Source organism: Massilia scottii, assembly GCF_030846495.1.
Taxonomy (GTDB): domain Bacteria; phylum Pseudomonadota; class Gammaproteobacteria; order Burkholderiales; family Burkholderiaceae_D; genus Telluria_A; species Telluria_A violaceinigra.
Genome location: NZ_JAVCWM010000004.1, coordinates 81,012 through 103,885, shown reverse-complemented (window position 1 = coordinate 103,885; position 22,874 = coordinate 81,012). Strand labels below are relative to the sequence as shown.

The 22,874-nt window shown below is 68.3% G+C and carries 18 protein-coding genes and 1 pseudogene; 12 read left to right on the top strand and 7 right to left on the bottom strand.

The window, feature by feature from the left end; all coding sequences use genetic code 11:
* Window positions 1–6: 6 nt before the first annotated feature.
* The 5 genes from asd to RBA41_RS06535 all read right to left on the bottom strand — a co-directional run bounded on the left by asd (window position 7) and on the right by RBA41_RS06535 (window position 4,522).
* Window positions 7–870, bottom strand: a complete 864-nt coding sequence (gene asd, locus RBA41_RS06555; protein ID WP_306622247.1) for an archaetidylserine decarboxylase — start codon at window positions 868–870, stop codon at window positions 7–9.
* Between the two features lie 117 nt (window positions 871–987).
* Window positions 988–1,821, bottom strand: coding sequence for a transporter substrate-binding domain-containing protein (locus RBA41_RS06550; RefSeq protein ID WP_306622245.1), 834 nt, complete (start codon window positions 1,819–1,821; stop codon window positions 988–990).
* Window positions 1,822–1,846: 25 nt separating this feature from the next.
* Window positions 1,847–3,082 carry an MFS transporter gene (locus RBA41_RS06545; RefSeq protein WP_306622243.1) on the bottom strand — a complete coding sequence of 412 codons (1,236 nt, stop codon included), beginning with the start codon at window positions 3,080–3,082 and terminating at the stop codon, window positions 1,847–1,849.
* Window positions 3,083–3,161: 79 nt separating this feature from the next.
* Window positions 3,162–3,809, bottom strand: coding sequence for an HD domain-containing protein (locus RBA41_RS06540; RefSeq protein ID WP_306622241.1), 648 nt, complete (start codon window positions 3,807–3,809; stop codon window positions 3,162–3,164).
* A 26-nt stretch (window positions 3,810–3,835) separates the two neighbouring features.
* Window positions 3,836–4,522 (bottom strand): ribonuclease HI family protein, encoded by a 687-nt coding sequence (locus RBA41_RS06535; RefSeq protein WP_306622239.1) that lies wholly within the window; start codon window positions 4,520–4,522, stop codon window positions 3,836–3,838.
* A 191-nt stretch (window positions 4,523–4,713) separates the two neighbouring features.
* On the opposite strand from RBA41_RS06535, the gene RBA41_RS06530 reads away from it, so the two are divergent.
* The 4 genes from RBA41_RS06530 (at window position 4,714) to RBA41_RS06515 (ending at window position 9,436) form a co-directional block, all read left to right on the top strand.
* Window positions 4,714–4,914, top strand: coding sequence for a hypothetical protein (locus RBA41_RS06530; protein ID WP_306622237.1), 201 nt, complete (start codon window positions 4,714–4,716; stop codon window positions 4,912–4,914).
* 115 nt (window positions 4,915–5,029) lie between these two features.
* On the top strand, window positions 5,030–5,983 hold the full coding sequence (locus tag RBA41_RS06525; protein WP_306622235.1) for a hypothetical protein: 954 nt from the start codon (window positions 5,030–5,032) through the stop codon (window positions 5,981–5,983).
* The gene (locus RBA41_RS06520; protein WP_306622233.1) at window positions 5,955–7,280 is read left to right on the top strand and encodes an HlyD family secretion protein; all 1,326 of its coding nucleotides are present in this window, start codon (window positions 5,955–5,957) and stop codon (window positions 7,278–7,280) included. The genes RBA41_RS06525 and RBA41_RS06520 overlap by 29 nt, the downstream gene beginning before the upstream one ends.
* The gene (locus RBA41_RS06515) at window positions 7,277–9,436 is read left to right on the top strand and encodes a peptidase domain-containing ABC transporter (protein ID WP_306622231.1); all 2,160 of its coding nucleotides are present in this window, start codon (window positions 7,277–7,279) and stop codon (window positions 9,434–9,436) included. The genes RBA41_RS06520 and RBA41_RS06515 overlap by 4 nt, the downstream gene beginning before the upstream one ends.
* 54 nt (window positions 9,437–9,490) lie before the next feature.
* On the opposite strand, the gene RBA41_RS06510 is transcribed toward RBA41_RS06515, so the two are convergent.
* Together RBA41_RS06510 and RBA41_RS06505 are read right to left on the bottom strand one after the other, a co-directional pair.
* On the bottom strand, window positions 9,491–9,970 hold the full coding sequence (locus tag RBA41_RS06510) for a YXWGXW repeat-containing protein (protein ID WP_306622742.1): 480 nt from the start codon (window positions 9,968–9,970) through the stop codon (window positions 9,491–9,493).
* 99 nt (window positions 9,971–10,069) lie between these two features.
* Window positions 10,070–10,225: pseudogene (locus RBA41_RS06505) on the bottom strand (YXWGXW repeat-containing protein); the annotation flags it as partial.
* Window positions 10,226–10,509: 284 nt separating this feature from the next.
* On the opposite strand from RBA41_RS06505, the gene RBA41_RS06500 reads away from it, so the two are divergent.
* The 8 genes from RBA41_RS06500 to RBA41_RS06465 all read left to right on the top strand — a co-directional run bounded on the left by RBA41_RS06500 (window position 10,510) and on the right by RBA41_RS06465 (window position 22,806).
* A complete protein-coding gene (locus tag RBA41_RS06500; protein ID WP_306622229.1) occupies window positions 10,510–13,767 on the top strand; it encodes a penicillin-binding transpeptidase domain-containing protein in 3,258 nt (1,085 codons plus the stop codon).
* A gap of 24 nt (window positions 13,768–13,791) precedes the next feature.
* A complete protein-coding gene (locus tag RBA41_RS06495) occupies window positions 13,792–15,063 on the top strand; it encodes a hypothetical protein (RefSeq protein WP_306622227.1) in 1,272 nt (423 codons plus the stop codon).
* A gap of 11 nt (window positions 15,064–15,074) precedes the next feature.
* Complete coding sequence (locus tag RBA41_RS06490; protein WP_306622225.1) at window positions 15,075–15,641, top strand: hypothetical protein; 567 nt, start codon at window positions 15,075–15,077, stop codon at window positions 15,639–15,641.
* An 8-nt stretch (window positions 15,642–15,649) separates the two neighbouring features.
* On the top strand, window positions 15,650–16,705 hold the full coding sequence (locus RBA41_RS06485) for a hypothetical protein (protein WP_306622223.1): 1,056 nt from the start codon (window positions 15,650–15,652) through the stop codon (window positions 16,703–16,705).
* Entirely contained in the window at window positions 16,702–17,715 is a 1,014-nt protein-coding gene (locus RBA41_RS06480) for a hypothetical protein (protein WP_306622220.1), read from the top strand. Before RBA41_RS06485 ends, RBA41_RS06480 begins: the two co-directional genes overlap by 4 nt.
* A 127-nt stretch (window positions 17,716–17,842) precedes the next feature.
* Window positions 17,843–20,083, top strand: coding sequence for an SPFH domain-containing protein (locus RBA41_RS06475; RefSeq protein WP_306622219.1), 2,241 nt, complete (start codon window positions 17,843–17,845; stop codon window positions 20,081–20,083).
* A gap of 8 nt (window positions 20,084–20,091) precedes the next feature.
* On the top strand, window positions 20,092–22,404 hold the full coding sequence (locus RBA41_RS06470; protein WP_306622217.1) for an SUMF1/EgtB/PvdO family nonheme iron enzyme: 2,313 nt from the start codon (window positions 20,092–20,094) through the stop codon (window positions 22,402–22,404).
* A gap of 69 nt (window positions 22,405–22,473) precedes the next feature.
* Window positions 22,474–22,806, top strand: a complete 333-nt coding sequence (locus tag RBA41_RS06465; protein WP_306622215.1) for a hypothetical protein — start codon at window positions 22,474–22,476, stop codon at window positions 22,804–22,806.
* The last annotated feature ends 68 nt before the right edge of the window (window positions 22,807–22,874 follow it).

Here is a 22,874-nt window from a genome sequence, read left to right as displayed (position 1 = left end):
GTGAAATCAAGCGCGTTTGGCGGCCGGCTTGTTGCCCATCGCTTCACCCAGCCGTACGGAACGCTCGGGCGCCCACTCGGGATTGAAGACGATGGTGTCTTTCTTGAACAGCATGACGATGGTCGAGCCAAGCAGGAAGCGGCCCATCTCGTCGCCTTTCTTGAGCACGATGTTCTGGTCGTCGTAACGCCATTCCTTGACCACGCCCGGACGCGGCGGGTTCACCAGCCCGTGCCAGACCGTGGCCATGCTGCCGACGATGGTGGCGCCCACCAGCGTGAGCACAAAAGTGCCATGCACTTTTGAGTCGAACACGCACACCACGCGCTCATTGCGCGCGAACAGGCCGGGAATGCCGCGCGCGGTGGTCGGGTTCACCGAAAACAGCGCGCCGGGCACGTAGATCATGCGCGTGAGGCGCCCGTCGCACGGCATGTGCAGGCGGTGGTAATCCTTGGGGCTCAGGTACAGGTTGGCGAAACTGCCGTGCTGGAACTGGGCCGCCAGCGCCGCGTCGCCCCCGACCAGGGCCGTGGTGCTGAACTTGTGGCCCTTGGCCTGGAAGATCTGGTCGTCGTCGATGCTGCCGAACTGGCTGATCGCGCCATCCACCGGGCACACGAAATCGGCCTTGGCCAGCGGGCGCGCGCCCGGACGCAGGGGACGCGTGAAAAATTCGTTGAAGCTGGCGTAGCTGGCGATGTCCGGATTGGCCGCTTCCTCCATGTTCACGCCGTACTGGCCGACGAACCAGCGGATCAGGGTGGTCGTGTACTGGCCGCCCTGGTGGCCGGCGACGCGGCCCGCGAACCGGGTCAGACCTTGCTTCGGAATGAGATACTGGGGAATGACTTTTATGCGATCGGACACGGGCTTCAACCTGTTTTAAAAACGATGGGCAATTATAACGGCGCGCTGCGCATGTGCAGCGCTTTCCGTCGCCCGGATGGTCAATGCGCTAAAAAATAGTCGGCATGGCGGCGCCGCTCAGCGCGGGCGCACGCCGCCGGCCAGGATGGCGGCCGGGTAGTAGCGCTTGAGGCTATCGTACACGGCGCCCGATTTGACGGCGGCCGCGAACAGGTTCTGGAGCGCGCTGCGGTCGCTCGCCGTGACGGTCTGCCTGGAGATGTAGATGCCGCTTTCGCCCCACGGCAGCTCCTCGAGCGGCTCGATGCGCAGCTTGGGCATCATCCACCCAAAGCGCTTGTCTTCCAGGATGGCGCCGGCAAACACGGTCGGCGCCATCAGCGTCACGTCGGCAAAGCCGGCGTCGAGCACGCGCGCCACGGCGGCGGCATCCTTTTCCAGCAGCAGGCGGCCCTGGGCCGACAACTGCTCGATCATGTTCAGGTAGGCGTCGCCGTAGTCGAAACCGCGCACCAGCACCACGCGCAGCTCCTTGCGCGCGAGCAGGTCACGGATCGAGCGCACCGGCGCGCGCCTGCTGTCGACCGACAGCAGGGTGGCGCGGGTGCCGATCACGGGGACGAAGTAGCCGAGCTGGTCGCGCCGCGGGGTGCGCACGGCGGGCATCAGCAGGTGCGATTTGCCGGCTTCGAACATGGCTTCCTGGCGCGCCCGCGGCACCACCGAAAACGTGAACTTGCAGGGGCTTTTCGCGCTGACGCTGCGCAGCAGGTCGGGGTAGATGCCGCTGATCGATTCGCCGCTGATGCTCACGCTCAGGCCGGTGGGCGCGAGCGGCACCAGGAATGCTTGCTCGCAGTTGGCCAGCGCAGGCGCGCCGGCGCCGGCTACGAGGACGGCAATGACAAACGCGGCCGCGCGCGTCGCGCTGCGAATAGAGGTTTTGCCCATTTGCCAATTCTAGCGCATGCCTGCCTTATGTGCGCATCCGATGCGATTTGAAATAGAAAAGTGCAACGCCGATGGCGACCGCCTGCATCGCCGCGCACAGGAAAAAGGTGCTGCCGATGCGCCAGTCCTGCGGCGGCAGGCGGCTGGCCAGGCCCAGGATGGCCGTGCCCAGCAGCGGCATGAACACGACGCCCAGGCTGCTGATCGATTGCAGCGAGCCCATCAGCTCGCCCTGGCTATTCGCGTCCGAACCGCGCGAAATGATGCTCTGCAGCGCAGGCGCGGTGGTAAAAGCCAACAAATTGCACAAAATAAATACATACATCATCCAGCCCTGGGTGGCCAGGCCGTACAGCACGTAGGTGATGCAGCCCGACGCCAGGCCGAGCAGCGTCAGGCGCACCTCGCCGAAGCGCTTCATCAGCATGCCCAGCAGGCCGGCCTGCACCACGGCCGCCGCCAGGCCCACGCAGAACATGGCGGCGCCGTTGTCGCCCGGGCTCCAGTTGAAGCGGAAGGTGGTGTACAGCACCCAGGTCGACTGCAGCATCATATGGGCGAAGGTGGACAGGGCATAGACGATCACCACCCCGCGGATTTCGGTGCGGCGCATCAGTTTGCGCAGGGAGGAGAAAGGATTGATCTTGGCGACCGAAAACGCCGACCGGCGCGACAGCGGCAGCGATTCGGGCACGGCGATGTAACCGTAGACGAAGTTGGCGGCGCACAGGGCGGCGGCCACGTAGAACGGCAGTTGCAGGTTAATTTCGCCCAGCGCGCCGCCCAGCGCCGGACCGCCGATGAACCCCAGGCCGAAGGCGGCGCCCACCTTGCCGAAGCTTTTGGCGCGCGTCTCGGGGGTCGATATGTCGGATGCATAGGCCGAGGCGACCGACATGCTGGCCGAGGACACGCCGCCGATCACACGGCCGATGAACAGGAACGCCAGGCTGGGCGCCCACGCGGTAGCCAGGAAATTGAGGCACATGCCGGCCATCGAATAGAGCATCACGGGACGGCGCCCCACACGGTCGCTGATGGCGCCGAGCATGGGCATGAAGATGAACTGCAACAGCCCGAACAGCGTCGCCAGCACGCCGAACCAGAACGCCTGTTCGTCGCGCCCGTTGACAAACTGGCCCACCAGGGCCGGCATGACGGGAACGATCATGCCGATGCCGAGCATGTCGATGAAGACGGCGACCAGCACGAAATTGAGGTTGCCGGCAGAAGCGGGGGAGGCGGCGGGGCTGCTGCTCATGGAGAAAAGCCCGGGGCCGGGCGCGAAAGGGCGATGCCCTATCTTAACGCACTACGCCCCCGTACGAACGCGGCAGTTCCTACAGTGCCCATTCCTGCGCGAAGGCCGCGCGGAAGGTGGTCAGCTGCGCCATGCGGGCTTCTCCCAGCGCGCGGCCGGCGGCGGTCTGCATCATCGCTGGCAGTTTGGCCAGCTTGACTTCGATATGGTCGAGCGCATAGGCGCGGTCGTCGAGCTCGCGCCGTCCGGGCAGCGGGTCGCTGGGGTGGGCCAGCGCGCTGCCCATCTGGCCGGCGATGTAGAACAGGCGCGCCAGGCCCACGGCGCCGAGGGCGTCGAGGCGGTCGGCATCCTGCACCAGCTTCGCTTCGATGCTGTGCGGCGGCAGCGCCGCCGAAAAGCTGTGCGTTTCGATGGCGTGCGCCACCGCGTCCAGCTTGGCGGCCGGGAAACCGAGGGCGGCCAGCTCGCGCCGCGCCAGTTCGGCCGAGCGGCGCGACGCCATGCTGCGTTCCGGGTGATTCTTGGGCAGGTTGACCAGGTCATGCAGATAGCATGCCGCCATCACGGCCAGCGCATCGGCTTCCGGGTGGCTCGCCAGCAGCGCCTGCGCATTGCGCCACACGCGGTGCAGGTGATTGATGTCGTGGGCGCCGTCGTCGCCGCAGGCGGCGCCGGCCAGTTCCTGCAGGCGTGGCTGCCATGCTGTCAGTTCGTCGGTGGTCATTGCATGCTCCTTGATGGGGAGCGCGATTATGCCATGCCGGCCGGCCCGAACGCCGCCGCGGCGCGCTGCGACAGGGCGTCGGCGGCCTGGTTCTTGTGGCGCGGCAGCCAGCGCACGCAGGCACTGTCGATCCGTCCGAGCAGGGCCAGCGCCTGCGCCCGATACGCCTGCAGCGAGGGCGCGCCCGCCAGCTCCGGCCCATTCACGTCGTCGATCACGACGCGGCTGTCGCCATGCACGGTCAGGCCGTGCGCGCCGCGTGCGACGGCCGCTTCGAGGACCGCGATCAGCGCCTGGTATTCGGCCTCGCTGCTATTGCCGTAGCCTGCCGGGCGCGAAATTTCGACGCGTTCGCCATCCGGGCCGGTGAGCAGCGCGCCGATGCCGCAGCGCCCCGGGTTGGGATGGGCCGAGCCGTCGAACCAGGCGCGCCACGGCGCGGGCGGACCATCATGCTTGTTCAATCTGGCGCTGCGTGCAAGCGCGCGCCTGGTATCGCGTTCGGCCAGGCGCGCCGCATCGGCCGCGAGCAGTGCGGCGCGTTCGTCGAGCAGGGCGGCCAGGCCGCGCGCACCGGCGCGCTGTTCGAGCGTGGCGCGCAAGGCCTGTTCTTCGCTGATGTTGGCGCGTGCGGAGAGCTTACGGCTGGCGTTGCGTTCGGATTTGAACGCCGCCGCGGCTAAATGGGCCAGTTCGTGGATCGGTTCGGTCATGGCGACAGCATAACCGCAACGGCAACATGTTGCCAAAATCATGCGTTTGTGAGGACTGAAAGCACTCATCCGCGCGATTGTGGCGCATCAAACTGCCGAGTCCGTCAGTGCCTAGTATGGCCTTAGCGGTCCGCACGAGGACGAGTGGGAATTGCCACTGGTCCAGTTTCAATTTGTTAAAGGAGAACATCATGCGCAACTTGACCAGCACTGAACTGCAACACGTGTATGGCGGTGGCAAATCGGATTGCCATACCAAGTGCCACAGCAAGAGCAAGAGCAAAAGCCGCTGCAAGAGCAAGAGCAAAAGCAAGAGCCGGAACAAGTGCAAAACCCGCCGTTGCGACAGCAAGTCGGGCCACGGCGGCGGCCTGCTCGGATGGCTGCTGTAATGCGTTTCCTGCTTAAACGCTGTGCCGGGCCATCGTTCAGCTAACTGGCTGGACTGGCTACTTCAGTCCGCCGTCGGACGCGGCGGCGGGCTGAACTTTCAAGTGAGGTTGCAAAATGCAGAATCTCAACACATCAACAGCGATTGCCACGCCAGAACGCCCCACGCACGAGGAACTATGGCTGCTCGGCCAGGCGCCGCTGCAGAAGTACCTCGATTTCGCCGACGATTTGTGCGCCGAATCGCCCGAGGCCATCCGCCCTGCGCTGATTCGCGAATGGGGCGCGGCCAACCTGTATTACGAAGAGCTGGCCCGCACCGAGGCCGGCGTCGCCGATCATCTGGACTGCGCCGCGCTGCCGGCCGTCATGCTGCCGCTGGCCGCGCAGGTGTGCGCCAGCTCGCAGTACACGCGCACCTTCAACAGCCTGCCGACCCGGATCGCGATGGTCGAACTGGGGCGCATGGTGGTGTGCCAGAACCACGTCACGCGCAGCTTCGTCGATGAACTCAAGACGCAATTGGGTCCCCATCCCGATCCCGCGGCGTTGTTCCGCTTCTGCTTTCCGCCCGACGAAGTGCGCGCCCCGGTCCATATCCGCGAGGCCGGCTCGAAGCGCTTTGTATTCCGCTCCGAATCGACCGATTTCCGCTTTCACGAGCCGGTGCTGCTGCGCCCGGACCAGCTGAACGATTACCGCGCTTCCGGCACCGTGGCCGGCGTGGTCGGCCTGGTGGTCGGCTACAGCGCCAACATTCTCAACGCCGTGTGCGACGACGACAGCGGGCGCCTGGTGCTCAATAACGGCTACCACCGCACCTGTGCCTTGCTCGAACTGGGCATCACGCACGCGCCGTGCGTCATCCAGACGGTCAGCTCGCGCGACGAACTCGATCTGGTGGCCAAGTCGATCGTCGCCACCGACCCGGGCTACTTCTTCAACGCGCCACGCCCGCCGCTGATGCGCGACTTCGCCGATCCACGCATTCGCAAGGTACTGCGCATCAAAAAGATCGCGCGCATGATCGAGGTCAGTTACGATGTCCGCGACTACTTCATCGAAGAGTGAGGCCGGCGCGCCGGACGCGGTGGCGCAGCAGCCGCTGTTCCGGCCGCAGGTGCTGAGCGAACAGCAAACGCGCTGGCTCGGCACGGTGGCGATCAAGCCGCGCCTGTCGCACCGCTGGTACGCCGCCTTTTCGCTGCTGATCGTCGTTGCCGTCACGGCCACGCTGTTCATGGCCAGCCACACCCGCAAGGCGCGCGTGGCCGGCTGGCTGGTACCCGAGCAGGGCATGATCCGCGTGCATTCGCCGCGCGTGGGGGTGGCCACGCGCCTGATGGTGCGCGAGGGCGACACTGTGTCCGCCGGCCAGGCGCTGGTGGCGCTGTCGGGCGAAGAGCGCAGCGTGGCCGTGGGCGAGACCAATGCCCAGGCGGCGCGCGAGCTGCAGGCGCAGCGCGCCAGCCTGGACGCCGAGCAGGCGCGCGCGGCGCAGTCGTTCGACCAGCAGCGCGCCATGCTGGCCGAGCGCATCGCCGCCGCCCGCGCCGAGCAGGACAACATGGTGCAGGAAATCGCCCTGCAAAAGCGCCGCGTGGACTTGGCGCGCAAGTCCGAAAAGCGGCTCGACGAACTCAAGGCACGCGGCTTCATCTCCGCGCAGCAGGTGCAGGCCACGTCCGAGGCGACGCTCGACCAGGCGGGCAAGCTGCGCTCCCTGGAACGGGCCCTGTCGTCGCTCGGGCGCGAACGCATGGCGCTGGAGGCGGAACTGAACGACATGCCGCTCAAGCTGGCCACGCAAAACGCGCTGGTGGCGCGCAACACCAGCGCCATCGACCGCGAGCTGGCCGAGGTGGCGGCCAGGCGCGAACTGCTCATCACCGCCCCGCAGGCCGGCACCGTGACGGCGATCCATGCCTCGCGCGGCGCGGCGGTCGGGACCGGCACGGCGATCCTCAGCATCGTACCGCGCGGCGCCACCCTGGAAGCGCACCTGTACGCATCGAGCCGCGCGATCGGCTTCGTGCGCGCGCAACAGCAGGTGCACCTGCGCTACCTGGCCTACCCGTACCAAAAATTCGGCCACTACAAGGGCACCATCAAGAGCATTTCGCGCACCGGCATCGAGCCGGCCGAGCTGCCGGCCCAGTTCGGGGCGGCGGCCGGCGCCGGCAAGCCGGGCGAGGCGCTGTACCGCATCACCGTGACTCTTGCGCGCCAGGACGTGACGGCCTACGGCGCGCGCGTGCCGCTGGCCCCCGGCATGCAGCTGGAGGCCGACATCCTGCTGGAGCGGCGCCGTCTTTATGAATGGGTGCTCGATCCGGTCTACACCATCACCGGGAGGCTGGGACGATGAGCAAACCAATGGACGCCAGCGCCGGCCTGGGGGTACGCCTGCCGTCGATCCTGCAGACCGAAGCCGCCGAGTGCGCTCTGGCCTGCCTGGCCATGATCGCCGCCTACCACGGCAACGGCACCGACCTGGCGCACCTGCGGCGCCGTTTCGGCATGTCGCTGCGCGGCGCCACGCTCAAGGACCTGGTCGGCATCGCCGTTCACCTTGGCCTGGCCTCGCGTCCCCTGCGGCTCGAACCCGAAGAACTGGACCTGCTGGCCACCCCGTGCATCCTGCACTGGGACCTGAACCACTTCGTCGTGCTCAAGCAGGTCACCGCCAAGGGCGTCGTGATCCACGATCCGGCGGTCGGCGTGCGCCGCCTGCCGCGCGCCACCGTGCTCAAACACTTCACCGGCGTGGCGCTCGAACTGAGTCCCACGGCGTCGTTCGAGTCGGGCCAGGCGGCACCGCGCGTGCGGCTCAGCGCTCTGCTCGGGCGCATGTCGGGCATCAAGCAGTCGCTGTTCGCGCTGGCCGCCATGGCGCTGGCGATCGAAGTGCTGGCCGTGGTCAGTCCGTTCTTCATGCAGTGGGTGGTCGACGAAGCGCTGGTCAGCGCCGACCGCGACCTGCTGCTCACGCTCGCGCTGGGGTTCGCTTTCCTGCTGATCATCCGGGTGGCGGTGACGGCCGCGCGCGGCGCCACCCTGATCGCCATCTCCAGCACCATCAAGGTGGCCGGGCGCGCCAGCCTGTTCGGCCACCTGGTCAGCCTGCCCGCAGTGTATTTTGAAAGCCGCCACCTGGGCGACATCATGTCGCGTTTCGGCTCGCAGGAAGTGATCCTGCAAGCCATCACCACCGACATGGTGGAAATCCTGCTCGACGGCCTGATGGCGGCCATTACCCTGTGCGTGATGCTGTTCTACGCGCCCGAACTGGCCATGCTGGTCGTCGGCGGCAGCGTGCTGTACGCGCTGGTGCGCGCCGCCTCGTACACGGCGCTGCGCAACGCCTCGGTCGAAGCGATCGTGTGGGGCGCGAAGCGCGACAGCCACTTCCTCGAAACGCTGCGCGGCATGCGCACCATCAAACTGTTCAACGCCCAGGCGTCGCGCCAGGCCCACTGGCTCAATCTGCTGGTGGAAACCGTCAATCGCCAGGTGACGACGCAAAAACTGGGATTGATGTTCCGCACCGTGAACTCGCTCCTGATGGGCATCATCGCGATCCTGGTGGTGTGGCTGGGGGCCGAACGGGTGTTGAACAATACGTTCTCGGTAGGGATGCTGCTCGCCTTTATCAGCTACAAGGACCAGTTCATGGGCCGCGTCAGCGCCTTGATCAACAAGACGCTCGACCTGTTCATGCTGCGTCTGCACGCCGAGCGCCTGGCCGATATCGCCCTGACGCCACCGGAGGTGTGCCATTTGCCGCTGGCCTCGGACGAGCGGCGCAAGCCGATGGCGATCCGCCTGCGCGACCTGCGCTTTCGCTACGGCGCCAGCGATCCCTGGGTGCTCGACGGGATCGACCTGCAGATCGACGCCGGCGAATCGGTGGCCATCGTCGGGCCTTCCGGCTGCGGCAAGACCACCTTGCTGCGCCTGCTGGCCAGTTTGCTCGAACCGGTATCGGGCGAGATCGAGGTCGACGGGCGCGCGCTGAACCAGGGCGGCCTTGGCGAATACCGCGCGCAGATCGGCGTGGTGCTGCAGGACGACCAGCTGTTCGCCGGCTCGATCGCCGACAACATCAGCTTCTTTGCCGATGCCCCGTCGATGGACCGCATCCGCGAATGCGCGCGGCGCGCGGCGGTGGAAGACGATGTGAACGCGATGCCGATGGGTTTCCATACGCTGATCGGCGACATGGGCACGGTGCTGTCGGGTGGCCAGAAACAGCGCATTCTGATTGCGCGCGCGCTGTACCGCGAGCCGGTCCTGCTGCTGCTCGACGAGGCCACCAGCCACCTGGACGTGGCGCGCGAGCAGGCCGTCAACGCCGCCATCCACGCCTTGCCGATGACCCGCATTATCGTGGCGCACCGGCGCGAAACCATCCTCTCGGCCGAACGCATCATCGTGCTTGAAGAAGGCAAGGTCGCCTGCGACCTGCGCGGGGAAGAGGGCCGGGCCGCGTACCTTGCGCGAGTGGCGTTGGAGGACGGATGAAAAAAGCGCCAGCCGGGGGAGCCGGGCTGGCGCTTGGTCAAGCTTGACTACGGATTAATCGCGGCGTGGATTGTCGGGGCGTTTGTCGTGGCGGTTCGGGACGCCGTCGCCATCGCGGTCGCGGTCGACGCGGTTCGGTACGCCGTCGTTATCGCGGTCGCGGTCGTAGGCATCGGGCACGCCGTCACGGTCGCGGTCACGGTGTTGCAGGCGATCAGGGACGCCGTTGCGGTCACGGTCGCGGCCTTCCAGGCGGTCGGGGATGCCGTCACGGTCGCGGTCACGGCGTTCGCCGTGGCGGCTCCAGCGGGCCGGTTCCATGAACCAGTGGCCATCGCGCTGGACCCAGGCCGGCTGCGAGTACACATAGCCTGCACGGTTGCGCATCCATTGGCCGCCGATCCACGCGTGGCGGTTGCCGCGCCACTCCCAGTGGCCGGGCACCCACACATGGCCGGCCCGTGGGCGCGGCACCCGCTCGTAGCGTGGCGCCGGCGGGGCCACGCGCACTACCGCGTAGTCGCGCTGCGACACTTGCTGCCAGCCGCCGCGGTTGAGTCGATAGCTGTCGTTATCGCGGATCCATTCGCTGCGGCGGTATTCGTAGCCGTCGCGCGCGCTTTCCCAGCGGCCGGCGGTCCAGACGTGGCGGTTGTTTTCCCAGTTCCAGAAGCCTGGCGCCCACACATAGCCGCGGCGCGGCGCTGGCACGCTCTCGAAGCGCGGTGCGGGTGGAGCGGTATTGATAATCACGCGGAAATCAGTTTGCGCGACCGACGGCAGAGGCATGAAACCGGCGGAGCCAAGGGTGATCAGTGCTGCAAAGGTCAGGGTGCGCTTCATTTTTACTTCTCCTTGTGAAATCCTATGAGTTCAATATAGCAAGCGATGTGGCGCTTCGGGAAAATTGACTCACCTGCTTACAAATGAAACAGAATCGGGGGCAAACGTAAGTTCCGTAACGTCTGTTGCCAACCTTGCTCAGTTGGCAATGTTGCGCCGGTTTCGCTGCGCCCCCCGCTAGTGCTGGGCAGGCCACGCGCGAGGCGTGCCACGTGATTTGCGGAGAGATGATGAGAGGCTGGCTCGATACGGTTGTGCAGACGTGGTCACGGCGCGGGACGGCGCGGCGGCGGGCCCGCCATCTGCGCCAGGGTTCGCGTGTACCTTCGGCGCCACACTCGTTCACGCTGACCGGCGCGCACTGGATCGGCGCGGCCGGCCTCGTCGCCGCCGCCGCGGGCGCGCTGCTGATCGCCGCCCATGCCCGTCATCTGGCCGCGTCGTCCGACCCCGGCGCCGCCGTCCTGCACGGCGCCGGCTTGCCGGTGTCGGTTGACGCCTTGCAGCCAGCCGCGCCCGGGGCGCAGTTCAGCGTGCCGCGCACATCCGGCATCGGCGTGGCCACGCATGGCGGCGCAACCCTGCTGATCGCGTCGAGCCTGCGCAGCGCGCCGCCGGTGCGCATCGACCTGTGCACGCAGATGCTCGACGCGGCCAATCCACGCCTGCTCCCGCTGCGCATCGGTTACCGCTTCGCCGACGTGGCGCGCTGGGTCGCGCGCAATGACGCCTCGGCCAGTCCGGTCACGCTGCGTAACATCGCCCTGGCGGGCCCCGACGTGGCGGGCATGCCCCAGGTTCAGCTGAGCGGCATGGCGCTGCCCGATTTCGCCGACGCGCGCGGTTCGGCATTGCGGCTCGACTGGACCGGGGCCGAACCCGGCGCGCGCTGGCTGGGCGAGTCCAGCGGCACCGTACGCGGCGCGCGCGGGTCGGTCGGGCTGCAGCGCGAAGGCTGGCTGGTATGGAAAGACGCCGCCTTGCGCTTCCAGCGCCGCGCCAGCAACCGCTGTCCGCAAGCCGGCGAGCTGCTGGTCCAGCTGTTTCGCAGCGGCGCTGCGGCGCCCGCCGCCAAGGCGCTGGTGGTGGCATTTCCGGCTCGCGGCCCGGCCTTGTCGGCATGGCTGTCGCCGGGGCTCTATCGGGTGCCGGCACTGCCGCGCGCCAGCCTGGAAGACCAGGCGCTGTTCCTGGCCTTGCAGCAGCATGGCCTGGTGCGCCTTGGCGCCAGCGGACTGGCCGAACTGGCGCCGCGCGACCTGGCGGCCTGGCAGGCGGCCGGCGACGCCGCGCGCGCCGCGCAACTGGCCGGCTGGCCCGGCGCCCGCCTCGATGCCGCTGCCTTGAAGCTGCTCAAGCGCCTGTACCGTATGGCCGACGGCGACTATGTGCGCGAGCAGGTCCAGGTGTTCAACAGCGAACGGCGCCTGCTGGCATGGCGCCTCAAACCGGGTCAAGGCGGCGAATGGCAGGCCAGCGTCGCCTCGGCACCGGCCTCCACCACGGCGGCGATGCCGCCGGCCGCCGCGCGCCTGTTCGCCGATGTGCCGCAAGGCTGGGCGCCCTGGACCCGGGTCGGCGCCTGGCCGGACGCCGCCGCCGGCGCACCCGCGCGCCTGACCCTGGCGCTGCCGCGCGCGGCGCAAGCCGGCCAGTCGATCGAGTTGATGCTGGTCGGACGCCTGCTCTCGCTCGACGGCGCGCAACTGCGCGGCCAGCCGCGCGATGCCTGCAGCGGGCGCGATTGTCCCTCGCCTGCGTCGGTCCAGTCGCTGGTACTCGACCTGCAACCTGGCGCGCGCGCAATCACCCTCACGGCCGCGCCCCTGCGCATGGCGGGGCTGGCGGGCGACCAGCAGTATCGCCATCTGCGCCTGGCCGGCGGCCAGCTTGCATGGCAGCCGCTGGCCGCGAACAGCGCCACGGCGCGCGCCGCACCGCTCGCCGGCGTGACGCTGGCCGACCGCCATGGCACGCTGGTGTGGAGCGGCGGCGAGCCAACCCGGGCTGCGGTCGATGCCGGTCTCGCGCCCCTGCTGGGCATCCGCGCGGCCCACGCCAACAGCGTGGCCGGCATGCTGGCCCGCGTGCCGGCGCCCGATGGCATTGCGCATACCGCGCGGCTGACGCTCGACCTGGCGTTGCAGACGGCCAGCCAGCAGGCGCTCGATTGCGTCGGCATGCGGCGCGGCCGCTGGAACGGCGCGACCTGCAGCGCAGCGCAGGCCGTGGTGCCAGGCCGCCAGGCGGGCCTGGTCATCCTCGATACCGCCAGCGGCGACGTGCTGGCGGCGGCGGGCGCCGGCGGCGGCGCCGTTACCGCGGCCAACTGGAACGAGGTGCGCGATTTCGACCGCGCCAATCCGGCCCGCAGCCCCCTGCGCCTGCCGGCGCTCCAGCACGATGGCGGCGCCCACCGCAGTCCCGGGTCGACCTTCAAGGTGATCAGCGCGCTGGGCCTGGAACTGGCGGCCAGACGCGATCCGCAGCTCGAAGCGCTGCTGGCCGGCTTGCCGCTGCCGGCGATTAACCGCATGGCGCAGTCGAAAGGCTTCGCCTTCCAGACCAACGCGGCCAGCTATCCGCTCGACACCAGACTGGCCCACATCACCAATTACAAGGACCAGCACCTCGACCGGCGCGCGCAGGACGGCCGCCTGGGGCTGTCCCAGGCGCTGACCTACAGCCTCAATACCTGGTTTGCCTGGTCCGGTGAGCTGAGCGACAGAAGCCTGTTCGGCCGCCCCGATGGCGGCGCGCCGGACCTGCAGGCGCTCGATGGCGGGGCCCTGGACAGCGTGCGCCCGATCGTGGCGATGGCCCACCGCCTCGGCTTCGAGCAGGCCGCGCGCCTCGATGGCGGCTTGCTGCCGCCCGGCTTCGCGTGGTCGACCTGGGACGCGCTGCAGGCCAGTCCCGCCCACATCGACCCGATTCACACGCGCCACGAGCTGCGCCAGATGGCGATCGGCCTGCGCATGCAGGTCACGCCGCTGCAAATGGCGCTGGTGGCCGGCGCGGTGGGCGAGGGCAGGATGATCGCGCCACGCCTGCTGCTCTCGCTCGACGGCCGTGATGCCCTGCCTGGCGAGCGGACGGCCCTGGGCGTGCGGGTGGACCGGGTACGGGCCGGGATGAAGGGCGTGGTCGACAGCGGCACGGCGGCCGGCGCCTTCCGCGGGGCCCGGTTCGATGCCGTGCGGCGTGGCCTGTCCGGCAAGACCGGCACCTCGCCGGCGGTGGCCGATGGGCGCGAGCTGGCTACCGTGTGGTTTACCGGCTGGCTGGAGCCGGGCAGCCTGCCGGGCCAGACGCGGCGCCTGGCGGTGGCGGCCTTTGTCAGCCATTCCGACGCGACCGGGGGCGAGCACGCGGCCCCCATCGTGGCCGCCATGCTGGGGGCGATGGCGGCCCAGAATCCGGAACAGAAGGGTAAACAGGGGTTTCAAGCGCGCCTTGCCGATTCCCGGTCTATGGCATCATTTTGATGCTGACACAACGATGGGGATGGTATGCGCTTGCCGGGAACCCGGTATCAGGAACAGGGCTGGGAACAGGTGCGCAAACTGCTTGGGCACTCTTCCCTGCAGGCGTTCGCCGTCAGTTCGCCCGCGCGTTTGCTGGACCGGCCCGACACGCTGCCCGAGTATGTCGACCTGACGGCGGAGGCGCTGCACGCATGCGCCCGCACGGCGCGCGCCGAGGCCCCCGCCAACAGCTATGGCGAGAGCGCGCTGGAACTGTCACTGAGTCTCCTGTACGAGCTGCAGGCGCGCCCCGCCGACTGGGCCGCGCTGTGCGCCGCGGTGGCCAACGAACACCAGAAAATCGGCGCGTTCTGGACCACGCCGGGGGGCGACGCCATCCTGCGCAAGAAAATCAACGATATGTACGCGGGCGTGCGCGACAAGGTCGATTCGGACAATTACCAGGCCGCGTGCGGGCGCAGTTGCAGTCCTAACAAGATGTATGCGTACCGCATGCTCGATACGGCGTACAGCGACATCGCGCGCCTGTTCGGCGCCTGGCGCGAGCATGCGGCGCAGGTGGCCGCCATCCTGGGGCGCGAAGTCGTCGCAATGCCGATCGAGGTGCGCCAGATGCGCTCCATCGGTACCTGCAAGGCGGAATGGGTGCTGCGCTGGAGCGAGTCGCTGGAGCGCTTCGGCGGCGGCGCCGGTCCCCTGCACACCAGGTCGAAGCGCTTCGCCAACCTGAAAAACAGCCCTGAAAAGATCGGCGCCATGCTCGCCGAGATCGGCGACTACGAAGAATTGTCGTCCAACCGCGACCGCGACTGGCTGCACGACGCCGGCGAGGCGGCCAACTGGCTCGAAGACCTGTGGCGCGTGAGCGACGCGGTGGTGGACGATGCCGGCAGCCGCATCCTGCCGGCGCCGGAGAGCGAAGACAGCGAGAGCGGCGGCGACGCCCAGGACCCCGATCCGGCCCCGCAGGACGCGCCCGAGCCGGCGCCGTACGACAGCGCGATAGCCGTCAGCCTTTCACTGCCCCCCCGCTTCATGGAACTGGCGTGGGCGGCGCAAGACCACGGCAGCTGGAGCGCGCGCGAACTGGCCGCCTGTTCGCTGCCGGTGCGGCTGGCGGTGTACCTGAAAATGCTGGGTGGGCTGGACGACAGCTATCCCGGCGAATGGCTGGACCCGGCCACCGGCGAGCTGCCGACCATGCAGCAGCTGGCGGTGCTGGACCAGATTTCGCTGCCGACCCTGCGCAAGCGCCGCGACGCCGCCATCGCCAGCCTGCTGGAGGCAGTTCCATGAAGGAGAATGATGTGAAAACGAACCAGGAACCCGACCGCAAGCTGATCGAGCGCCTGCTGCTGTCGCGCCGCGTGGAGGGCGACCGCCTGATGCTGGGCGATGCCGTGCTGCTTGCCGCGATCAGCGGGACAGCCCCCTTGAGCGGCGCCGAACTGGCCGCCTTGCGCGCCTCGCCCCTGACCCTGCGCCGCTTCCGTCAGTTGGCCATCGGGCGCGGTGGCGCGCGCGCGGCCAACGACGACGCCTGGAGCGGCAGCGCCGGCATGCTGCGCGCCGCCTCCGACGGCGCCGATCTGGCCCGCCTGCTGACCGACGACGGCCACTGGGCGCTGCATTTCGTGGCGCAGGACGGCGCCTGGCGTCTGATCCTCTCGCTCGACGCGGCCGCGCCGTTCGCCGCGCGCCTGCTGCGCGAGCAACCGATGCTGCGCGTGGTCGACGGCGGCGGCGCCATCCTGCTGCAAGGCCGGCTCGACGCCGACGGCGAAGTGGAGTGCGGCTGGCCCTTCGACGGCGCGCCCGCACCGCACTTCCAGCAGTTCGGCGCGCGCTTCGCGGTCGAACCGGTGCACGTGTGAGGAATACGATGATCGGTCTGTTCAAGCGCCAGGCCAAGGCCACCCCGCCCGACACGTCGGCGCTGGGCACGGCCACGCTGGCGCTGCGCATGGACTCCGGCTGCACCGTGCCGAAGGGCTGCATCGGGGTAGTGGCCGACAAGGGCGGCCACACCCGCCGCGTGGCGGAGGCCAGCCGCATCGTCCTGGCCGACATTGAAACCGCGTTCTGCTTTCATCCGGGGCCGTACGGCGTCGACCTGCTGCCGTTCGCCGCAGCCCCGGAACTGGGACTGCGCCTGTCGTTCGCGGTCGATGGTCCCGATCCGCGCGTGGCGCAGCAGCGCTTCGACCTGTACCTGGCCAGCGAAGCGGGCGACACGCTCGGCCTGGGCGACTTCGCCGCCGCCATCGAAGCGGCGCTCCAGCAGGAACTGGCGCTGGGCCATCTGGCCCTGCCGCCGTGCACCACGCTGGACGAATGGAATGCCTTTCGCGCCGGCTTCAACCAGCTGTTATATACCCGCTTCGGCATCAGCGTCGACGATTGCATACCGGTCGACCTGGGCGAGCGCGTCGACTACGCCGCGTTGCTGCTGGCGCGCGCGGTCAGCGTGCCGCAAGTGCCGGCGCCGCAGCCGCAGCAGGTATGCGCCGCCGCGCCCTTCGACGCCGCTGCTGCCGACGCCAGGGCGCTGCGCCGCCTGTTCGTGGAGCTGCCCTGCGTGATGCATGGCTTGCGCATGGCGGTGCTGCCGCCCGGCCAGGCGCTGTTCCAGCAGCATATGGCGCTGCTGCAGCGGCTCGACAACGTGAGCCTGTCGGTCAATACCATGCCGGCCTTGGCCCTGGCCGCGCCGGGCGAAACGCTGCCGGCCGACCGTCAGCTAACCCGCACGCGCCACAGCCTGCGCGCCAGTGCCGCGCTGGACGAAGCCTGGGCCTTGCTGGCGCGCCTGGGACTGGCGGCCGATGGCGATCTTGCGCCGCTGTTCGATGACGCCGACCGCATCGTCGCCAACCTCGAACACGCGTGCGCGGCGCGCCGCGTGGCGATCCTGGTTCCCGAGAGCGAGCCGGCATGAGCGTTCCGACCGAAAAGCGTCACGGCGCCGAATGCCGCAGCGTGCTGGCCGGCGGCGCGCTGCTGACCGTCAGCGCCACCTTGCGCCCGCGCGCCGGCCGTGCCGATGTCAAATGCAGCGGCGCCGGCGACGCCGCCGTGGCCGAGCGCATGCAGCAGGTGGTGCGTCTGGCGCGCCTGACCGAAGGCTGTTTCGACAGCCGCGAGCAGGTGGTCATCAGCATCGACCGCGCTCCCGGGCGCCATGAACGCGACTGGGAACTGGCCGTGGTGCTGGCCGACCGCATGGTGCGCGGGGTGTGGCAGCCCGTCGGCCCGGTGCTGGCCAACGGCTGGTCCGAGCAATGGCAGCTGGGACGCGTCGACGGCCATGACGTGGCCAACGCCCCCGCGCACGCGCTGCTGGGCGGGCCGCAGGGGCTGGGATGGCTGGGCGCCCTGACCGGGCAGCCCGACAGCGCGGCCAGCGTGGCCTCGGCGCGCGCCTGGTTCCCGCTGCACAGCGGCGGCATCAACGACAGCTTGTGCTGGGTCGAGGTGAATGTCTATCCGCTGGCCGGGGCGGGCGGCGAGGAAGAGGAAACGATCGCCGCGCCCGGGCTCGACCCGGTCCAGCTGCTGGCGGTGCGCCAGGCGCTGGCCGGGGCACGCCATTTCGATGGCCGTGCGCTGGGGCGCTGGCGCACGGTGGTGCGTTTCGCCCAGGCGCGCTTTCAGGGCAATTCGTTCGAGCTGGCGCTGGTGCTGGCCGACCGCATGGCACGCGGACGCGAGTTTTTGGCGCGCGGCCGGGTCATCGCGAGCGGCTGCTCGGGCGCCTGGCATGCGGGACGGGTCGATTCCGTCGAAGGCTGCGCGCCGAAATGCACGCTGATCTTGCAGCAGGCCGTCGCCGGCGACCGCATTTTGCTGCCCAAGGCATGGGAGGGCGCGCTGGCGCCGGGGTTCCTCGATGCCGTGCGCGCGCGCGGCGCCAGCGTGGCGCTGGTCGAGCGGATCGGGATTATCTGAACATGCGTTTAATAGTAAAACGTCTACCGGCGTGCGCGACGGTCGTGCGCCTCGTCCCCTGCTAAAATCGAACGGGCCGGGCGGGTTTGGTAAAAAAGTAGTGCAAGTTGAACAACCAGGAGTCGATATGTTCCAGATGTTTGGTTTTGGCAGCGTGGCCTGCCCGCGTTGCGAGCATCAGAATGCCGGCGATTCCGGCTATTGCGCCCGGTGCGGCTTGACCTTGGGCGCGCCGCGCAACGAGCCGGTGTTCCGCGAGAACCGCTGGATTCCCGGTCGCGACGATCTGGCCGTGTTTTTCGGCGTGGAGCAGCTTTCCGGCCTGTTCGTGAAGACCTTGCGGGTGCCGGCCACCACGCGCGCCTACATCCTCCAGGCGGGCCAGGCGACCGAGGTGCCGCAGGGCGAGTACGAGATCGAGGGCTTTTTCACGCGCCTCAATCACCTGCTGCGCAATCAGCATGCCGAAATCCTCATCACGCGCACCGCCGCCATGCCGGTCGAGTTTTCGTTCGACGACCTGCTGACGGCCGAACACCTGGCCATCGGGGCGCGCTTCACGGTCAGCGTCAAGATCGAACAGGTCAGCGCCTTTGCCCAGCACTTCATGACCATGCCGGGCGCGGTCACCTCAAGCCACCTGCGCGAGCTCCTGGCGCCGTCGGTGCGCCAGCTGGCGGCCGAATTCATCGCCGGCCAGTCGATCCGCGACATGTCGGGCAACCGCGACCTGCGGCCGCAGCTCGACGAGCGCCTGCAAGGCTCGCTCAAGCTGCGCCTGGCGCAGTACGGGCTGGCGGTGGCGCAGGTCGACACGCTGGCCCTGCGCCACGATAAATTCGATACGCACCAGGCCCGCATCGGCACCCTGTGGCTGGTAGCCGACGAGCGCCACGTGAAGCTGGAACACGTCAAACAGCTCGACCAGTTGTACAACGACGAGGAATGGCAGCGCATCCGGCGCGAGGAGCAGGAAAACCGCCTGCGCTACCGCCGCCAGGAACTGCGCCAGGACGACAGCATCGAAAAAGCCGAGCTGACCTTGCAGAACGCCGAGCGCCTGCAATCGCTGCGCGCGCGCGAGATCGACCTGTATGGACGCATCGTCGATTCCAAGAGCCGCAAGCAGGCGCTCGAACGGGGCGCCGGCGACATCGTCAATGAACTGGAGCACGAACTGGCCAAGAAAGGCGCGGCGCGCGAGGACGAGTCGACCGAGTGGGCGCACCTGCGCCACCTGGCCCAGCTTCGCATGCGCACCGAACTCGAAGTGGCGCAGCAGGGCGCGCTCGAGATGCGCCAGCTCGCGCAGCAGCGTTTCTCGCACCAGCTGCTGCAGCAGCAGATCCAGAACAAGATCACCCAGGCGCTGGGCATCGAGGATGAATCGCGCAAACGCGCCGAGCTGGCGCGCCTGCATCAGGCGCAGCAAGCGGCCAACGAGCGCCGGATGGCCATGGAAGCGGAGCAGCACAAGGCCCAGTGGCAGTCGCTGGCGCTGGCCAACGCGGCCCACAAGCGCGAGGCCGAGCGCATCGCCGAATGGGAAGAGCAACTGGCGCTGGACCGCAAGCGCGACCTGCTGCGCGCCGACATGCTCAAGGATACCGGCGCGAAGGCCGATGCCGAGGAAATCAACCAGAAGATCGACACCCTGCGCCGCGGCGGCGCGCAGCAGGATTCCATCGCCCAGCACGAAAAGCTGCTGCGCACCATCGACGCCGACGGACGCCACACACGCCAGTCGCAGCAGATCGAACTGGAAGCGGAAGAACGGCGCCACGCGCTGCGCCAGCAGGAGCAGGAGGCGGCCTGGCAGCAGGAACTCAAGCGCCTCGGCCACGAGCGCGAAACGCAGTTCGCACAGCAGGCGCACGAAGCGGAACTGGCGCGCATCGAGATTTCGCGCGTGTCGACCATCGGTAGCCTGACTGACACCGGCAAGGTGGCGCTGGCGGCGGGCCCGAACGCGCAAGCGCTGGCCGACGTGATGAAAACCCAGGTCCACGCCAGCATGACGCCGCACCAGCTGGCGGCGCTGGCGTCGGTGGTGGCGGCGACATACAGCGTCACGCCGGCCGAAGCGGCGCGCGGCGCGCAGGAGCGGGTCGACCGCGAACGCGCGCTGCGCGACGCCGAAGTGGACAAGGACCGGCGCCACCAGCTCGACTTGCTGGGGATGCAGAACGATGTGAACAAGGCGGCGCTGGCTTCGCAGTCGGCGCTCGGCACCGGCGTGGCGCAGGGTGGCGCGCAGGTGCGCTATGATCAGGCCCCGCGCCCGCTGGTGCGCATGTGCCCCAACGGGCACCGGGCAGGTCCTAACGATAAATTCTGCGCCGAATGCGGCGCGGCGATCCAACCTTGACAGGACAGATGCAAACGGCAAGAGACAAGATCCGCGAACTGCGCAGCCTGCACGAAGATGGCCTGTTAAGCCAGCAGGAGTTCGACAGCCGCAAGAACGCCATCCTGGACGCGGAGTACGCGCCGCCCGGCGGCAGCGGCACGCCCATGGCGCCGCCGGCGATTCACATCCGCCAGGGCACCGAGATCGGGCTGATGGTGGGCCAGGAGATCGGCCCGCAAAACCGCCGCTACCGCCTGGAACAGCTGATCGCGCAGGGCGGCATGGGCCAGGTGTGGCAGGCGATGGACCTGGCGACCCACGCCGAACTTGGTCACAGCGCGATGGTCGCGCTCAAGATCCTGCCGCCGCAGCTGACCCAGAGCGCTACCCATGCCAAGCTGCTGATCGAAGAAGCGACGCAGGCGCGCCGCCTGGCGCATGAACACATCGTGCGGGTCTACGAGTGGGCCCAGGACCCGGCCACGTCGAGCTATTTCATCATCATGGAATGCCTCGAAGGCGAGGACCTCGACAGCCTGCTGGCGCGCGAAGGCCCTTTGAGCCTGGCGCGCGTGCAGGAACTGCTGGCGCCGGTTTCCGACGCCTTGCAGTACGCGTGGGAGAAGCACAAGCTGGTGCACCGCGACATCAAGCCGGGCAATGTGTTCCTTACCAAAAAAGGCGAGGTCAAGCTGCTCGATTTCGGCATCGCCGCGCGCGCGCGCAGCAGCGCAAGCAGCATCGGCCTGGAGGCGCCCGGCAATTCGGGCACGGCCGGCTACCGTGCGCCGGAAGCGGGCACCCTGCAACGCCAGCCGAGCCGCGCGCTTGACGTGTATGCGGTGGCGGTCATGATTTACCAGATGGTGGAAGGGCACATGCCGTTCGACGGGCCGCGCAGCGCCGGTCATGAGCCGCCGCGCCCCGAGGCGCTGTCGGCGCGCGAATGGGATGCGCTGCGCAGCGGCTTTGCCTTCGATCCGGACCAGCGTCCGGCCACGGTGCCGGACCTGCTGGCCTCCTTGCGCGGGGCGGTGGGGCCGTCGCCGCAGGAGCTGGCGGCGCAGCAGGCGGCGCAACAGGCGCAGGAGCAGGTCGCGCACGCGGCGCAGCAGGCGGCGCTGCGCGTGCAGGAAGAGCAGCGCGCCAGGCAGCTGGCGGTGCAGCGCAAGGCCGAGGCGGAAGCCGCGGCGGCAGCCCATCTGCTCAAGGAAAAGCAGCGCAAGGAGCAGGAGGCGATCGAACGCGCCGAAGCCGATGCGGCCAAGCGCGACCGCAAGGAAGCGCTGCGCCAGCAGTTGCGCGAGCGGCGCGAGGCCGATGCCGAAAAAGAGCGCAAGGCGCGCGAGGAACAGCAGCGCAAGGCCATGCAGGCCAAGGCGGTGGCGGCATATCGCGTCGAGCAGCAGCGCGCGCGCGAAGAGATGGCCGAACGCAGCGTGGCCGAGCGCGGCCCGGCCGAAGTGGCGGCCGAACCCGCGCCCCAGTTGTCGGAAACAGGCGGCCCCGTTGCCGACACCGAGGGCGTGCTGCGCGACCGCTTCCTGGACGGGACGGGCAAGGGGCCGGAACTGGTGCTGCTGCCGACCGGGCGCTTCCAGATGGGGTCACCGGAACACGAACGCAAGATCGCGATGCGGGCCGGCTCGCAGCAAGCGTGGGTGGAGCGCGAAACGCCGCAGCACTGGGTCGGCATCGAGCAGCCGCTGGCGATGGGGCGCTTTCCCGTCACCGTGGGCGAGTGGCGCCAGTTCGTGCGCGCCACCGGCTGGCAGCCGCACGGCGAGGTCAATTGGGCCAACCCGGGTTTTGCCCAGACCGACGACCATCCGGTGGTGGGCGTGACCTGGCACGACGCGCAAAAATATGTGCGCTGGCTGAGCGAGAAGACCGGGCAGACTTACCGGCTGCCGAGCGAGGCGGAGTGGGAGTACGCCTGCCGCGCCGGCACCAAAACCGCGTTCAGCTTCGGCGACGAGATCGATACCAGCCTGGCCAATTACGACGGCAACTACACCTATAACGGCAGTCCCAAGGGCGAGTACCGCCAGGGCACCACGCGCGCCGGGCTGTTCTCGCCCAATCCGTGGGGGCTGTACGACATGCACGGCAATGTGTGGGAATGGGTGCAGGACACGGTGCACGACAACTACCAGGGCGCGCCGCCCACCGGCGAGGCGTGGGAGCAGGGCGGGGACCAGAGCCGGCGCATCCTGCGCGGCGGCTCGTGGCTGTACAACCCGCGCTATTTGCGTTCGGCGCTGCGCAATGGCTTCTCTGCGCAGCTCAGTAATGATATTGTCGGGTTTCGCGTAGCACGCAATATCGTCGCGCCCTGAAAGTTTATCTTGCCACGGCTGCGCCGGCAACCCGATACCGGCCGTTTCAATGTCCGGATATTGTTAATCATGCAGCACTTCACCACCTTAAAGATAATGTTCTCTTCCAATCCACCTCCCGATTTCGTTCCAGTTTTCGCGTTTGAAAATAAGCTTTCGACCCCAATCACGCTTTATCTGGAGATGACCCCTCAGGAAGTCGAATTGTTACCGGGCGATGCGGTGCAGGTATGGGTTTACAAGGAGGATGATACCTTGCCGATTCATATGGAACTTGGCGATGGCTATCTTACAATTCATCCTGATCGGAGTTGGGGAAACTGGTACGTGTACAAAAACGGTGAAGATGTCTCCGGAACGCCTTACCGGACACCCTATACCAAGCCATTCGTTTTCACCTGAGGTATGCCTGCATTCGCCTCCGGACGGCGTGGACGGTTCCGGCATGCGAGGTGCGTGGCGTGCGTCCT